Below are 16322 nucleotides of genomic sequence, written 5' to 3'. Positions count from 1 at the left end.
TTGCCATCTGGCAGAAGTCAAAACTGAATGAAGAGCAAAGGAGATTCCACATGTTGCAGGAGACATCCGCACGCCCCATCTCTCGCCGCAGTTTTCTACGTATGGCAGGTCTGACATCCCTCGGCATGACCCTGGTTGCCTGTAGCACGCCTGCCGCCCCACAGGCACCGGCAGCAGAGCAGGGAAGTGAATCCGCGGCGCCCGCGGCGGAAAAGATCTTACTGCGGGTACAGGGCAATGCCACCAACGAGCAGCCCCTGGCAGACCTCTTCATGGAACGGAATGGCCAGGTGGAGATCGAATATATCAACGTGACAGGCATCGACCATGAAGAGGTGGCCAGCAAGATCCTGTCCATGGTTGCTGCCGGACAAACCCTGGACATCGGATTTGCAGCCACCGAAGCCACCCAGCTTTATGCGGGGCAGGGTTTGGCTGAACCGCTGGATGAATATGTCAAGCGAGACGAGGCAGAACTGGCAGAGTATTTCGCCGATGTGCATCCATCGTTGATTGAAGCCATGATGTGGGAGGGCAGCCTGTACGAGCTTTCCCGTGACTTCAACGCGGCCAACATGTACTACAACACGGAACTCTTCGCCGAGGCGGGGTATGATCATCCGGCGTCGGACTGGACGGTGGAGGATTTCCTGGAAATTGCCAGGGCCATCACGAAAAAGAACGCCAGTGGAGAGACCGAGGTCTTCGGCTATGCCTGGACGAACCGCCTGTGGGGTAGCTGGATGCCCTGGATCTTTGTCAACGAGAGCAACCTGCTGACGGAAGAGCGGGCACCAGGGGGCGAATGGCTGTGGCAGACCTTTTACAAAGACGACCCTGCTGCCGAGGGCCGGGGTGGCGGTTTCCGGTGGCTGGCACCCAAGGCCAATGATCCGGCCAATGTGGAGGCCCTGGAACTCATGCAGGAATTAACCCGGGAAGGCACAGCTCCGGCCATCGAGCTGGGCGGTGGCCAGACCCTGCAGGGATTCTTTACTAGCGGCAAGTTGGGGATGACACCGGCAGGTGGCTTCTGGGCCGGTGGTCTCCATAACGCCGGCATGCCGAAGGGAGCCTTCGATGTCCAGTTGTTCCCAAAGTGGAAGTCCCAGCGACATCAGTTTGGCACGGGCGGCAAATTCATGTTCACGGGCTCGGAACACAAAGACATCGCCTGGGAATTTCAGAAGCTGGAGGTGAGCAAAGAGGGGATGGCAGTCAATGGCATCTTCAACCCGGTCATTCTAACCACCCCATCGCGGCGATCCATGGTGAACGCAGAGGCCTTTGCCGAAACCGGACCTGAGCACTGGGAAGTCTTCTACTCTACCCTGGATGATCACCCCGACACTGCTCCTATCCCGGCGCCGCCCATCTCCAACGCCATGACGAACATCTTCACCAAGTATACGGGCCTGGCAATGACCTTTGAGCTGACCGCGCAGCAGGCCCTGGATCAGATGCAGGCAGAGCTGGAAGAGCTCTATGCTCGGCAGGGTCAGAACATGTACAAACTGGAAGGCTGATCCAACAAAGTATACGAAGGCAACGAGGCCGGGCGGCGTAGCGGCTGCCCGGCCTCCCTCAGGAGGATTACATGGCCCATATGCAGAATGCTTCCCAGATATCAAAACAACCTGGCACGGGAGGCGGCCCCCTGGCCTGGCTGACTGCGAATACGCTGACAGGAATGCGAAGGCGAAAAGCCGCTATGGGGTACCTCTTTTTATTACCAACGGTGTTGGGGATCCTTATCTTTACAGCAGGCCCGGTGCTGGTGTCCTTTGGGCTTAGCTTCTTTCAGTGGAATGTCTTTACTGCGCCCCAGCTGGTTGGTGCCGAGAACTATCAGCGCCTGATCACAGACAAGCAAGTGCTCACGAGCTTCCTGAATACCTTTCGGTTCGTGGCCATGGCTGTGACGACCCAGATCGTTCTTGCCCTGATTTTAGCCCTTGCTGTCACTCAAAAGATGGGGCGTTTCTTTCGGTACTACTTTCGGTCCGCCTTCTTTCTCCCATTGCTGATGTCCAGCGCGGCCGTTTCCATTTCGCTGGGATACATGTTTCACAGGGAATTTGGCGTCGTCAACTATTACCTGACCCTTATCGGTCTTCCTCGCGTTCCGTGGCTCAACTCCAGCACATGGGCCTTGATCACCGTCATGATTGCCTATGTCTGGCATCAACTGGGCTTCACCTTCATCTTATTCATCGGAGGATTGACCAATATTTCTCCAGAAATTTTGGACGCAGCCGATGTGGACGGGGCCACAGGGCTCCGTCGCATCTGGCACATCATTCTGCCCATGTTGAGCCCGACCCTGCTCTTTGCCATTGTAGTCAGCGTGATCGGCGCGCTCCAGGTTTTTGAGCAGCCCTACATCATGACCAGAGGTGGCCCTGGAGATGCCAGCCGGACTGCCGTGATGGTGATGTATGAAGCGGCCTTCAAAAACCTGGAATTTGGTTACGGGTCCGCGATCACGGTCATCCTCTTTATCGTGATCATGCTGGTGACCATGGCTCAATTCTGGCTGAGCCGGCGCTGGGTCTTCTATCAATAAAGCTTGATGAGCTAATAGAAAGAGTAGATGCTTGAGGAATACCCCAATGCAGACCTCGACACCATATCTGCCCAATAGGACTCGGACGACAGGAGGGCAGGCATTCTTGCGCTACCGCCTGGGCTACTGGATCGGACTGATCCTTTTGCTCCTGTTCAGTTTTGTGGTCCTGGCACCATTCGCCTGGGTCGTTGCTACATCGTTACGCACACCGGCTGAATCGTTCAGTGTCCCTCCCCAGTGGATTCCCATCCATCCAGACTTCAGCAACTATCAGCAAGTCTTCGAACGTATTCCATTCTGGAAACAAATTTTTAACAGCTTTGTGGTAAGCGGCAGCATCGTCCTGGGGCAGTTGACCACCGCGGCCCTCGCTGGATACGCCTTCGCCCACTTAAATTTCCCTGGCAAAAATGTGCTCTTCTGGCTCATCATGGCAACCATGATGATTCCCATCCAGGCGACCATCATCCCGGTTTACATCCTCATGAGCCGCTATCTGGATTTGGCGGATACCCTCCAATCCCTGATCTTTCCGGCCCTGCCCACCGCTTTTGGAACCTTTCTGTTGCGGCAATACTTTCTGACGATCCCTCGGGATTACGAAGAAGCAGCCATGATCGACGGCGCCAACCCCTTTCAGGTATTCTATCGAATCTACCTGCCCCTTGTATCGGGCGGCCTGGCTGTGCTGGCGGTGCTGAGTTTCAACGGCCACTGGAATGAATTCTTCCGTCCCCTGATCTTCCTGGTCAGCAAAGAAAAGTTCACCATTCCTCTAGGCCTCTTTGACCTGCAGGGGTACATGATGACGGGAAGCATCTCAGTGGTCTTGGCCGGTATTGTGCTTTCCATGATTCCTGTGCTGCTTGTGTACCTTGTTGGCCAACGTTACCTGATCGAGGGTATCATGATGGGAGGACTCAAAGGCTAGTACTCGACCACAGTGAATCTTAACGGAATGATGTCCGCTCCATGGGGCCGCGAACTGACTACCGAAAACCAGTGTGGTCAAGTACTAGTGGAGGAGACCGGACTTAACTCCAGATAGTCGCGTGATGAATCAGTCAGACATTAGTTTCTATGGGGCAACCACCTCTCAGCAACGAAGCAGCAGGCGCATCGGCCACATGCCGAATCTTTTAACGCGGGGCATTACCCTGGCCATTCTGCTAGGGGGCAGCTTTGTGGTTCTGGCACCCGTGGCCTGGGTGGTGGCCACTTCGTTGCGCCAACCCATGGAGTCCTTTCATGTCCCCCCCCAGTGGATCCCTCTTCAACCGGACTGGAGCAACTATCGAGAAGTCTTTCGCCAGATCCCTTTTTGGCACCAATTTCTGAACAGCGTCTCGGTCACTGTGAACATCGTGGTCGGTCAACTCATCACGGCATCCCTGGCTGGCTACGCCTTCGCCCGCCTGGAATTTCCAGGGAAAACAGTTCTCTTTTGGTTGGTCATGATGACCATGATGGTTCCTATCCAGGCCACCATCATCCCGCTCTATACGTTAATCAGCAAGTACCTGGGACTGGCAGATACCCTGTCTTCCCTGGTCCTGCCGGCCCTGCCCACCGCTTTCGGGACGTTTCTGCTGCGTCAGTATTTTCTGATGATTCCTGTGGAGTATGAAGAAGCCGCCGTCCTGGATGGAGCCAACCCCTGGCAAGTTTTCGCCCAAATTTACCTACCCCTTGCCTCATCGGGACTCGCTGTACTCGGCGTGCTGACATTTAATTTTCACTGGAATGAATTCTTCCGGCCGCTCATCTTTCTCGTCACCAAAGAGAAATTCACAGTTCCCCTGGGCCTCTTTGACTTACAGGGCTACATGATGACCGGTAGCATCTCTATTGTGCTGGCAGGTATCGTCCTTTCCATGATACCGACCGTGGTAGTCTATACATTTGGCCAAAAATATCTGGTCGAAGGCATCATGATGGGCGGTATTAAGGTGTAGCCCACACGTTCACGGGCCTACCCCAAAAGCCAGCAACCCAGCCCCAAAAACAAGCCAGCACCCAAACTAAGGAGAAGCCATGCCAACCCATCCCAATCCCGCCATCGCCCGTGCCATGGCCAGTGTGGAAGCTGCGGCAGCCAGGGCGGCCGCCGACCCCACCCGGCCGATCTACCACTTCCGGCCGCCGGCCAACTGGATGAACGACCCCAACGGCACCATCTACCACAACGGCTATTACCACCTCTTCTACCAGCACAATCCCTATGACGACCAATGGGGTCACATCCACTGGGGCCACGCCCGCAGCACCGACCTGGTCCACTGGGAACACCTGCCTATCGCCCTCTGGCCCTCCACCGAACTGGGCGAGGCCCACTGCTTCTCCGGCTGTGCCCGGGTCAACGGCCAGGGACAGCCCATGCTCTTCTACACCAAAGTGGGGCCGGACCAGGACGGCCATCGGCCGCCCAATGAGCAGTGGGCCGCACTGGGCGACCCCGACTGGATTACCTGGCAAAAACACCCGGCCAATCCCATCCTCTCCCTGGAAACCCACGGCGGCCCCCCTTTCGAGGGCGACTGGCGCGACCCCTACATTTTCGAAGAAGCCGGCCGCACCTTTCTGGTCCTGGGCGGGGCCTTCGACGAGGTGGCCGCCGTCGCCCTCTACGAAGCCGACGACGACAGCCTGACCCGCTGGCACTACCGGGGCCTGCTCCACCAGAGCCCCCGCAGCGCCGTCCGCTTCCACGAATGCCCCAACTTCTTCAAGGTCGGCGACCAGTGGATCCTGCTCACCTCGCCCTATCGCCCGGTGGAGTACCTGACCGGCACCTTCCACCTGGACAGCCTGACCTTTACCCCCTCACGCCACGGCATCCTGGACCCCGGCCAGGGCCAGGTGCCCAACTTCTATGCCACCAACACCCTCTATGACCCCACCGGCCGCTGTATCCTCCTGGGCTGGGTGCGAGGTTTCCCGCCAGGACGTGGCTGGAACGGCTGCCTGGCCCTCCCCCGGGTCCTGACCCTGGGTCCGGACGGCATCCCGCGCCAGTCCCCCGTTCCGGAAGTGGCCCAGCTCCGGGCCGAACACACAGCCTGCGCCGACCTCCCCCTCTCCCCCAGTGGCTATGTTCTGGACGCCGAGGGGGATGCCCTGGAAATTCACCTCTCCTGCAGGCTGGGGAAGGCCCAGGCCGTGGAGCTGCGCCTGCGTCGCTCACCAGACGGCGAGGAGGCCATCCCGGTCACTTGGGATGGCCGAAGCCTGACCGTGGCCGGCACGGCCGTCCCCCTGGCCGAACCCACTCAGCCAGCCCTGAAGCTGCAACTCTTCCTGGATCGATCGGTGCTGGAGCTCTTCGCGGATGACGGCCGCATCGCGGTCACCCGGGTCATCCAGGCGGATCCCGGCCACCAGGGGCTGGAACTCCGAGCCCAGGGCGGCACCGCCCATGTGGAATCCCTGGACATCTGGCGGATGCGGCCCATCTAATTCCCCAAAGCGGCTGTTTTTCTCCTCACCAAAAATACGCTATGATCAGGGGAGCCGGGGCAGCCCCGGCTCCATCATTCCCTGCCCCGGACAGATGAATCCCGCTGCTCAACGAAAGGGTGTGACCCACTTTGGGGATTGACCTTCCGCAGGCCATGGTCCGCCACCGGGCGCCCCAAATGGGACACGCACCCCAACCAGAGGTCATCCAAGGAGGCTCCCCATGCATGTTGCTGACGCCATTGCCCAGATCCTGAAAGCCGAAGGGGTCAAATACCTCTTTGCCTATCCGGTCAACCACCTGATCGAGGCCGCCGCCAAGGTGGACATCCGCACCATCATCGTGCGCCAGGAGCGCATCGGCCTGCACATGGCCGACGCCGTCAGCCGCCTCACCAGCGGTGAGGAAATCGGCGTCTTCTGCATGCAGCACGGCCCCGGCGCGGAGAACGCCTTCGGCGGCGTGGCCCAGGCCTACGGCGATTCCTCGCCCATCCTGGTGTTGCCCATGGGCTACCCCCGGGCCATCAACCAGGTGCAGCCCAACTTCAACTCGGCCCTGAACTACCGCCATGTGACCAAATCCTGCGAGCAGCTCACGGTGCCCGAAGCCCTGCCCGCGGCCATGCGCCGGGCCTTCAGCGCGGTCCGCAACGGGCGTCCCCGCCCTGCCCTGCTGGAGATCCCCAGCGACCTGATCCACGCCGAGCTGCCCGTCCCCCTGATCTACCAGCCCGTCCGCAAGACCCGCTACGGGCCTGACCCCGAGGATGTGGCCATCGTGGCCGATGTCCTCCTGGAGGCCCAGCGCCCCCTCATCTACGCGGGCCAGGGCATCCACTATGCGAAAGCCTGGGCGGAACTGCAGGAGCTGGCCGAGCTGCTGGAGGCGCCCGTCACCACCACCCTCAACGGCAAGAGCGCCTTCCCCGAAAACCATCCCCTCGCCCTGGGCTGCGCCAACCGCAGCCATCCCAAGCCGGTCTACGACTTCCTCCACGAGGCCGACCTCATCTTCGGCATCGGCTGCAGCTTCAGCATCACCAGCTTCGGGGTCAAGATCCCCCCGGGCAAGACCGTGGTCCATGCCACCCTGGATCCCGCCGACATCCAGAAAGATGTGCCGGCCGACTACACCCTGGTGGGGGATGCCCGCCTGACCCTCCAGGCCCTGGTGAGCGCCATCCGGGAGCGGCTGGTTAGCCAGCGGCTGGGCCGGGCCGAAGCCCTGGCCCGACGCATCCGGGAAGGCAAGGAGGCCTGGCTGGCCGAGTGGATGCCCAAGCTGACCTCCGACGAGAAACCCCTCTCTCCATATCGGGTCATCTGGGATCTGATGCACACGGTGGATGTGGCCAACACCATCATCACCCACGACGCCGGCAGTCCCCGGGACCAGCTGGCCCCCTTCTGGGAGAGCATCACGCCCCTCTCCTACATCGGCTGGGGCAAGACTACCCAGCTGGGCTACGGCCTGGGCCTGGCCATGGGCGCCAAGCTAGTGCACCCGGAGAAGCTCTGCATCAACGTGTGGGGGGACGCAGCCATCGGCTTCACGGGCATGGACTTCGAGACCGCCGTGCGGGAGCGTATCCCCATCCTCTCCATCCTGCTCAACAACTTTGCCATGGCCATCGAAATCCCCATCATGCCGGTCTCCACGGCCAAATATGGCAGCACCAACATCACCGGCCACTATGCGGACATGGCCCGGGCCTTCGGCGCCTACGGCGAGCGGATCACCGAGCCGGACCAGATCGTGCCGGCCATCCGCCGGGGCATCGAGAAGACCCGGGAAGGCGTGCCCGCGCTGCTGGAGTTCATCACCGCCCAGGAGACGGCAGTGTCCATCTATTGAAGCCAGTCAACTGACCATCCAGGGCAAGGCAATTCTCCATGACAAAAAGACGGCGGAGTTTGAAACTCCGCCGTCTTGCGTAGTCATGCCCAGACTGCTGCCGGGGCGGTTGGGCCCCTTGGGAACGCTATTCGTTGATGAACCAGGAGGCCGGGATGTGGGGATACCACTCGCCGGAGATGGACCAGGTGGGCACGTTGCGCAACCGGTTATTGACCACCGTGAGCTGGCCAAACTTGGGATCGTCCACCACGATGCCGATGGACCAGAGATTATCCATGTGGATGCGGAACACTTCCTGCATGAGCTCGTTTCGCTTGGCCTCGTCTGGCTCGCCCAGGATTTGTTCCCGCAGTTGCCGGAGGCGCTTCACGTCGTCCGGCGGCTCCACACCCTGGGCGCCATTCGTATCCAGCCACAGGGCCCAGTCCGGTGCCCACTGCCAGCCGCTGAGGGCGAAGGTGTTGGAGTTCAGGGTGGGATGGACTGGACCGCCGCCGAAATGGGCACCCCGGGCAGAGATATCATGCTCCCCTGCGTTATGGCGCGCAGCCCAGAGTTCGCCAGCTTCGGGCTTTACGGTGGCGCGGATCCCCACCTCTGCCCAGTAGTTCTTGACCAGCTCCATCACCTGGGGCGTTTCCACCGGCCAGGCCGTGGTGGCGGAGATCACCAGGAGCAGCTCCTCACCGTTGGGACCCAGCCGGAAGCCTTCACTGTCCCGCTCGGTCAACCCAATTTCATCCAACAGTTGATTGGCCAGATCTGGATCGAACTGGGCATAGGACTGGAAGAGCTCTGACTCGCCGTGATAGGGCGGTCCATAGGCCGGGGCCACCTGGGAGGGGAAGACGCCGCCTTTATAAATCAGCTTGACAATCTCTTCCCGGTTGATGGCCACTGAGAGGGCACGGCGGAAGCGCACATCGTTATAGAGTTCTCGCTTCACCGGATCCTGGGTGGTAAAGTTGAACATGATGTTGGCGAAGGAGTTGGGCATCCAGTTGGCATAGGCAAAGCGGTAGTTGCCGCTCTCTTTATTCTCCGCCAGGACGGGCAGGTTAGCCGGGCCACCCAGGTAAGCGATACGCACAAAATCAAACTCCCCGGCGATGGTCTTGAGCAGGGTGGCTTCTGGATCCGCGACCCGGATGGTGCGCAGTTCATCGATGTAGGGCAACTGATTCCCGGCCGTATCCACCTTCCAGTAGTAAGGGTTGCGATGATAGGTTTGGATGGGCTGGGGTGGCCATTCATTGGGGATCCAGGCCGAAATGGACGGCTTGTCCGGGTTGTCAAAGCTGCGTATGTGTTGGAAGAAGTCCACCCAGTTGTCGAAGCCTTCTTCCTGCATCATGGCTTCGATCTCTTCCATCTCGACATAGTTGGGGTGGAACTGGGAGAGATAATGCTTGGGCATGCTGGTCGGGTCGGTGCGGGGGAAGCCCCAGCTGCCCAGGTAGGTAGTGAAGAGGGCGTAGGGCTCGGCAAAGGCGAACTGGACGGTATAGTCGTCCACCTTGGTGAATTCCGCCAGTTGCTCGCCCCGGGTCAACAGCGTCGGCTTTGAGGGGACCAGTTCGTCGTTGAGGATGTAGTCCTCCCACCAGAACAGGAGGTCATCCGCCGTGAACGGGACGCCGTCGCTCCACTTGATGCCTTCGCGCAGATGCAGGGTCAACACGGTATAGTCGTCGGACCATTCCCAAGATTCGGCCACGTTGGGCACGATCTCTCCCTGGGGATTGTGGATGGTGAGCGGCTCGTAGTTGAAGTAACCGGCCTCGGAGGAGCGGAGGGTGTTCTGCCCGGTGATGTTGTTGCGGAGTTGGCCGCCGTACTTGCCGATGGTTTCCTCCGGCTTCACCACGATGGGGTTCTTGGGGAGGCGCTCGGCCACCGGCGGCAACTCGCCTGCAGCGACCAGCTCGGCCAGTTGGGGAGCCTCATGGTATTCGGTAATCGCCATGCCAGAGGCAGCCTCGTAGTCCGCTGGCGAGTTGAAGATCTCCTGTTGCACAGGGCGTTCACCAGCATCGGCAGGCTTATCCGTCAGGATAGGCCCCGCCCCTGCAGGCGCCCCCACCGCCTCGCTGGATGACTGAGCCTCGCTGGGCGTCTGGCCGCTGTCCGCGGTCGACGCTGCCGGCTCTTCCCCTGCCGGGCCGGTGGCCGGCTCCGATGCCGGCTGGGAACACGCGGCCAACAAAAGGGTACAGAACAGAAACAGAGATAGCACCTTCAATGACTTGTGTCTGATACTCATGCCGTTCCTCCAGGTTGATACAGGTGAAATGTTGGCGGAAACAATCAGGACGCAATACAAGGGGGCGATTCATCCGAGAAAAAGGGTGCCTGTCCTATCCCGGGAAGATGTCTCGACGACGCACCTCCTTTCTGCAGGCTATCAAGATCAATCGACCTGCCCGTCCTACGCGTTGGGTTGGCCGGTTGCGCCCGGGGTAGCCGTGGCGCTGTATGCGACCCCGCGCAGCTCCAATTCGTCTGCAAAATGGCAGCGGACCCAGTGGGGAGCGTCATCCCGCCCCGCCATGTTCACCAGGGGAGGCTCCTGGGTACGACAGATCGGGGCGGCATACGGACACCGGGGATGGAACGCACAGCCATCGGGCACGTGGGCCGGGTCTGCTACATCGCCTTCCAACACAATACGCTCCCGGCGGCGCTCCCCGTCCACCTCGATGACGGGCACAGCAGCCAGTAAGGCCTCGGTGTAGGGATGCCTCGGCCGGGTGAAGATTTGGGCTGTGTCTCCCAGCTCCACGATTTTACCTACATACATCACGGCAACCCGGTCACTGAGGTATTCCACCACAGCCAGATTGTGGGTGATAAAGAGGTACGAAAGGTGGAATTCCTGCTGCAGGTCCTTGAGTAGCCGTAAGATCTGGGCCTGGACCGACACGTCCAAGGCGGAAACCGGTTCATCTGCGACCACCAGGGTCGGGTTCAAGGCCAGGGCTCGGGCGATGGCAATTCGCTGACGCTGGCCGCCACTGAAGGCATGGGGATAGCGTCGCATCAGGGCTGGATCCAGGCCCACGTTTTGTAAGAGGCTGGCCACCCGGCGCTCCAGCTCCCGTCGATCGCTGAGCAATTTTCGGGTGATAAACGGCTCCCCCACAATCTCCAGAACGGTCATCCGGGGATTCAGGGAAGCGTACGGATCCTGGAAAATCATGCCCATGTGGCGCTGGATATCCCGCAGGGTCCGCCGATCGAGCCTGGTAATGTCCACCGGGCTGGCATCCGGCGCAGGCCGAAAGAAGACGGAGCCGGATGTGGGTTCGATGGCCCGCATGACACAACGACCTGTGGTGGTTTTGCCACAACCGCTTTCGCCCACCAGCGCCAGGGTTTCACCCCGACGCAGGCGAAAGCTTACTCCATCCACAGCCCGAACGTGGCCGATAACCCGCCGCAAAAATCCCCGGGTGATGGGAAAGTGCTTCGTCAGATCTTGAACTTCCAGCACGGAATCCGGATCAGTCATCATTTTGTGCTACCATCCTGGCTTCTTGCTGCGGCTGGACGTCTGCATACAAATGGCAGCGTACCCGATGGTCGGGGGCCACTTCCACCTGGGGTGGAGGAATGACATCACAGACGTGGGGGATGAATTCAGGGCACCGGGGATGGAATGGGCAGCCAGTCGGCCGGGCATAGGGGCCGGGCACACTACCCTCGATGGCCTGGATCTCCTGGGTTTTTCCTTCCCCCAGCCGGGGCACGGAACGGAGCAGGCCAACGGTGTAGGGATGTTTGGGATTGCGAAACAATTCACCGGCGGGAGCACTTTCCACGTCCTTGCCCAGGTACATGACCATCACCCGGTCACAGAGCTCAGAGATGACGGCCAGATCGTGGGTGATGACCATGAGGGCCATGCCCATTTCTTCCTGCAGCTCTTTCATCAACTGCAACACCTGGGCCTGGATGGTGACATCCACGGCGGTGGTGGGCTCATCGGCAATGAGGAGGCTAGGGGTGCAGGCCAGAGCCATGGCGATCATGGCCCGCTGGCGCATGCCGCCACTGAGGGCGAACGGGTAGGCATCGATGGCCTGCTCCGGTTTCGGCATGCCCACCCGCCGCAAGATCTCGATGGCCCGCTGTCGGGCTTCCTGGCGATTCACCCGTTGATGGAGCTGGATCACCTCCATGATCTGGTTGCCGATGGTGTAGGCCATGCTGAACCCGGCCATGGGCTCCTGGAAGACCATGGAAATGACCCGGCCCCGGATATCGCGGATCTCCCGGCCCTTCCAGTCCAGGCGGACCAGGTCCACGATTTTGTCGTCCTGGTGGAGGAGGATTTCACCGTCCACAATTTTGCCATGTCGGGGCACGATGCGCAGGATGGATTGGGCGGTGACGCTTTTGCCGCAGCCGCTTTCGCCGGCAATCCCCAGCGCCTCCCCCCGACGGACGTTGAAGCTCAGGCCATCCACTGCGGCCAGGGCCCCCTCCCGGGAAAAAAAGCGGGTGTGGAGGTTTCGCACTTCCAGCAATATCGAATCGCTATCCATAACAGGATTCCTGGTTGAGTCGGGCAGAAATAGGCCGATGGGTTCTGCGCTAGTTCACGTAGGGGTCGGCGGCGTCTCGCAGCCCATCCCCCACGAAGTTAAAGCAGAGGATGGCTACCACAACAAAGAGGCCTGGAAGCAAAAGCCAGGGTGCGTTGGCCAACACCCGGATATGCTGGGCATCCTTGAGCAGAACACCCCAGCTGATGGCGGGCGGCTGGAGCCCCAGGCCGATAAAGCTCAGCGCTGTCTCGCCCAAAATCATCCCTGGCACGCTAAGGGTCAACGAAGCGATGATGTGGCTGTAAAAGGAAGGCAGCATGTGCTTGAAGATGATCCGGGCTTCGTTGGCGCCGTTGAGCTGGGCCGCCATGACGTACTCCTCCTCCCGGAGGGACATGAACTTACCCCGCACCACCCGGGCCAACCCGGTCCAGCCCACCAACGACAGGATGACCACAATGCCAAAATAGGTCTGCACGACGGACCAGGTGGGCGGCAGGGCCACGCTCAGTGCCATCCACAGGGGCAGGGTGGGGATCGAACGCAGGAACTCGATGACCCGCTGAATGATGATGTCGACCACACCGCCAAAATAGCCGGAGATGCCTCCTACGACGATGCCGATGATGAAGCTGATGGCAATGCCCAGGAGGCCGACTGACAGAGAGATGCGTCCGCCATAGATGATGCGGGAGAGCATATCGCGACCCTGGTTGTCCGTACCGAACAAATGCAGGGTTCCTTCTTTGACACCAAAGAGGTGCAGATCTGTCTCAAACACACCCCACAGTTTGTACGGATCTCCCCGAACGAAAAAGTAGATGGGATACTTTTGAGTGGGATCCACCTGGTAGGTAATCTTGAACGTGTTCGGATCCATGGCGGAGGACAGGCCATAGACGAAAGGCCGCAGTTCAAAGCGACCGTTGTCAATAAAGCGGATGGGCTGCGGAGGCGCCATCATGAAATCAGTATCATAGCGGGCAGGGTCGTAGGGGGCGACGAACTCAGCGAAGAGCGCTACCAGATAGAACAGGACCAACACGGCCAGGGAAACCACCGCCACCCGGTGACGCATGAACTTCCAGCGCATGAGCTGCCCGGGGGTGGCGACAGCCACTTCAGTTTCTACCGACTTCGGGCTATGGTCGTCGGGGCGAAGCACTTCTTCGATGACAGCCATGGTTCTCCCTTCCTTCGGATGGCAGGCTCGTCAGATCGCCTCGCGAATGCGAGGATCCAACCAGGCCAGGAGCACGTCTGAAATCAACGTCCCGACAAGGGTCAGGGTGCTGAGGATCAGGACGATGCTGCCTGCCAGGAACATGTCCTGGCTCATTAAGGCGCCGACGAAGAGCGGCGCAATGGTGGGCAACCCCAACACCAGGGATGCCAGCAGTTCGCCGTTCACCAGGGCCGGCAACGTCCAGCCGATGGTGCTCACCACAGGGTTCAGCGCAATGCGGAAGGGATATTTGAACAGCAGCCATCCTTCTCGCAACCCCTTGGAGCGGGCCACCATGACGTATGGCTTCTCCAGTTCGTCCAGTAGGTTGGCGCGCATGACCCGGATCAGCCCCGCGGTGCCGGCCGTTCCCACGATCACAGCCGGCAGCCAGACATGCTTGAGCAAGTCCACAAACTTGGCAAAACTCCAGGGTGCCATCTGATACTGGTCGGAAAAGAGACCCACAGCCACCTTGCCCGTCATCTTGAAGTAGATCCAGAGGATGATCAGGGCCAGTAGAAAATTGGGAATGGCCAGGCCCAGGAATCCAATCAGGGTAACGGCATAATCGCCCGGCGAATACTGATGGGTGGCCGAATAGAGCCCGATGGGGAGGGCCAACAGATAGGAAAAGGCAAACGAAGCCAGAGAAATCGTCAGACTCCAGGGAAGGCGTTCCAGGATCAGCTTGGATACGGGCTGGTTCCATTCTAAAGAGCGGCCTAGATCGCCGTGCAGGATGCCGTTCATCCAGCGGAAATAGCGGACATACCACGGCTGTCCCAATCCATAACGGGCACGCAAAGCCTCTATTTCCGCCGGATCCACGGCCTGTTGCTGGGAGATCAAGTTGTTCACGTACGAGTCCAGATAGTCACCCGGCGGCGCCTCAATGATGGCAAAGGAGATCAGGGTTACTGCGAACAAGGTCGGAATCATCAATAAGATGCGACGGATAAGGTACAGCCACATGAGCCTCTGTTTCCTTCTGTCTGCCTGCAGAATGATGGGCCTGGTCTGGCGTGGTCAAGGGGCTGACCACCCACGCCCCTGGGGCGTACAACAACGACTGGATACCGCTTCGCTTGCAAGGGCAGGGTCTTCTCCTGCGGGTTAGCTGCAAGCTACACAATTCAATGCCATCAATGCCATTCAACTGTTCCGTGGCCCCGGTTTGTACACAAAACAAACTAATCGAATCGCAAAAGGACAAGACAGAACCGGACAAAAGCTGGAGGCGACGCGCAACCAGCAGAGCCGACCCCCTCTATCCGGTTAACTTAATCACGCGATGGGGCTCGCCGATGCACTCAAGAACAGATGGTAAAATGGCAGGGAAAATATAAATGGGCTCAAGCAGTATTGGGTTTTGTGCGACGTCCGAGCTACCATGGTGCTCGCTGCCGCAGGTTGTGCCGGGTATTAAACCATGGCCGCGCCAGGTTGTCAATCCAGCGATCTTTGGTATATGCTCTGAACATAGTCGCCCATCCCACGCCAGGTTGGACGGGGCAGCTTCTTGACTGCCCCATCCCCTCGACGATCTAGGCCTGTGGATGGCACAATGGGGCAGGGGCTGTTCCAGGCGAAACAGGCAGTTTGAGGAAAGTAACGGGGATTTCGAAACGTTCAAAAACCAGAGAGGAAGATCCTATGCCCTACACGGTACTCACCAATACCGAACTGAATGACGAAATCCGCGCCATGCTGCGCGATACGTGCCAGGTCCACGTCTGGGCCGGCCAGGAGACGGACCCCGCGCTCCTGCAACGGGCCGAAGGCTTCTTCGTCTACGGCCACCCCAAAATCGACGGCGCCATCATGGATCGCATGCCCAACCTGCGGGTGATCAGCAACTTCGGCGTGGGGGTGGACCACATTAACCTGGACGATGCCCGGGCCCGGGGCATTGCCGTGGGTAACACGCCCGGCCTGGTGGATGGCGCCACGGCCGACATGACCTTCGCCCTGCTCATGGCCATTGCCCGCAACGTGGTCATCGGCGATCGCTACGCCCGCAGCCCCCAGTTCACCGTCTACGACCCCAACATCCTCCACGGCTACGAGGTTTACGGCACCACCCTGGGCATCGTGGGCATGGGCAATATCGGCCGACAGGTGGCCCGCCGCGCCCGGGGTTTCGACATGCGCATCCTCTACCACAACCGCCGGCCCAATCCCCAGGCCGAAGCCGAGCTGGGCGCCACTTACGCCTCCCTGGAGGAGCTGCTGGCCCAGGCCGACTACGTCACCCTGAATGTCCCCCTGACGCCCGAGACCCGCCACCTCATCGGCCGGGAGCAGCTACGCCAGATGAAGCCCACCGCCTTCCTCATCAACGTGGCCCGGGGCGGCGTGGTGGACCACGACGCCCTGGTGGAAGCCCTCACCCAGGGCTGGATCGCCGGGGCCGCGCTGGATGTGACCGAGCCAGAACCCCTGCCCCGGGATCATCCCCTCCTGCGCATGGAGAACGTGGTGATTGCACCCCACCTGGGCAGCGCCACCCGGCAGACCCGCTACCGCATGGCCCGCCGCGCCGTGGATAACCTCCTGGCCGGCCTGCGGGGGGAGCCCCTGCCCAGCCGAATCGCCTAGAAGGGCCTGGGGCGTGGTACGTCAAGCAGCGCGCTGGTCAATGGAGCGGGAAGGCCATTG

12 protein-coding genes are annotated in these 16322 nt (G+C 60.2%); 7 read left to right on the top strand and 5 right to left on the bottom strand.

Translation table 11 applies throughout. The features are described from left to right. The first annotated feature begins 101 nt into the window (after positions 1 to 101). The 6 genes from FKZ61_RS15205 (at position 102) to FKZ61_RS15180 (ending at position 7883) form a co-directional block, all read left to right on the top strand. Positions 102 to 1526 (top strand): ABC transporter substrate-binding protein, encoded by a 1425-nt coding sequence (locus FKZ61_RS15205; RefSeq protein WP_229964271.1) that lies wholly within the window; start codon positions 102 to 104, stop codon positions 1524 to 1526. A gap of 71 nt (positions 1527 to 1597) precedes the next feature. Then, positions 1598 to 2566, top strand: a complete 969-nt coding sequence (locus tag FKZ61_RS15200; RefSeq protein WP_211358584.1) for a carbohydrate ABC transporter permease — start codon at positions 1598 to 1600, stop codon at positions 2564 to 2566. Between the two features lie 106 nt (positions 2567 to 2672). Beyond that, a complete protein-coding gene (locus FKZ61_RS15195) occupies positions 2673 to 3500 on the top strand; it encodes a carbohydrate ABC transporter permease (protein WP_211358583.1) in 828 nt (275 codons plus the stop codon). Between the two features lie 124 nt (positions 3501 to 3624). Next, complete coding sequence (locus FKZ61_RS15190; protein WP_141610979.1) at positions 3625 to 4524, top strand: carbohydrate ABC transporter permease; 900 nt, start codon at positions 3625 to 3627, stop codon at positions 4522 to 4524. A 79-nt stretch (positions 4525 to 4603) separates the two neighbouring features. Further along, positions 4604 to 6025 (top strand): glycoside hydrolase family 32 protein, encoded by a 1422-nt coding sequence (locus FKZ61_RS15185; protein WP_141610978.1) that lies wholly within the window; start codon positions 4604 to 4606, stop codon positions 6023 to 6025. Between the two features lie 223 nt (positions 6026 to 6248). Continuing rightward, positions 6249 to 7883, top strand: coding sequence for a thiamine pyrophosphate-requiring protein (locus FKZ61_RS15180; RefSeq protein WP_141610977.1), 1635 nt, complete (start codon positions 6249 to 6251; stop codon positions 7881 to 7883). A gap of 127 nt (positions 7884 to 8010) precedes the next feature. On the opposite strand, the gene FKZ61_RS15175 is transcribed toward FKZ61_RS15180, so the two are convergent. From FKZ61_RS15175 to FKZ61_RS15155, 5 genes are all read right to left on the bottom strand, one after another. Further along, positions 8011 to 10149, bottom strand: a complete 2139-nt coding sequence (locus FKZ61_RS15175; protein ID WP_141610976.1) for an ABC transporter substrate-binding protein — start codon at positions 10147 to 10149, stop codon at positions 8011 to 8013. A gap of 165 nt (positions 10150 to 10314) precedes the next feature. Next, the gene (locus FKZ61_RS15170) at positions 10315 to 11400 is read right to left on the bottom strand and encodes an ABC transporter ATP-binding protein (RefSeq protein WP_229964270.1); all 1086 of its coding nucleotides are present in this window, start codon (positions 11398 to 11400) and stop codon (positions 10315 to 10317) included. Beyond that, a complete protein-coding gene (locus FKZ61_RS15165) occupies positions 11390 to 12433 on the bottom strand; it encodes an ABC transporter ATP-binding protein (protein ID WP_141610975.1) in 1044 nt (347 codons plus the stop codon). Before FKZ61_RS15165 ends, FKZ61_RS15170 begins: the two co-directional genes overlap by 11 nt. 49 nt (positions 12434 to 12482) lie before the next feature. Then, complete coding sequence (locus tag FKZ61_RS15160; protein WP_141610974.1) at positions 12483 to 13619, bottom strand: ABC transporter permease; 1137 nt, start codon at positions 13617 to 13619, stop codon at positions 12483 to 12485. 30 nt (positions 13620 to 13649) lie between these two features. Then, a complete protein-coding gene (locus tag FKZ61_RS15155) occupies positions 13650 to 14636 on the bottom strand; it encodes an ABC transporter permease (protein WP_141610973.1) in 987 nt (328 codons plus the stop codon). A gap of 681 nt (positions 14637 to 15317) precedes the next feature. On the opposite strand from FKZ61_RS15155, the gene FKZ61_RS15150 reads away from it, so the two are divergent. Next, complete coding sequence (locus FKZ61_RS15150; RefSeq protein WP_141610972.1) at positions 15318 to 16262, top strand: 2-hydroxyacid dehydrogenase; 945 nt, start codon at positions 15318 to 15320, stop codon at positions 16260 to 16262. Positions 16263 to 16322: the final 60 nt, after the last annotated feature.

This window comes from Litorilinea aerophila, assembly GCF_006569185.2.
Taxonomy (GTDB): domain Bacteria; phylum Chloroflexota; class Anaerolineae; order Caldilineales; family Caldilineaceae; genus Litorilinea; species Litorilinea aerophila.
Note: the sequence above shows the minus strand (reverse complement) of the source record. Positions and strands in the feature narration are given on the sequence as shown.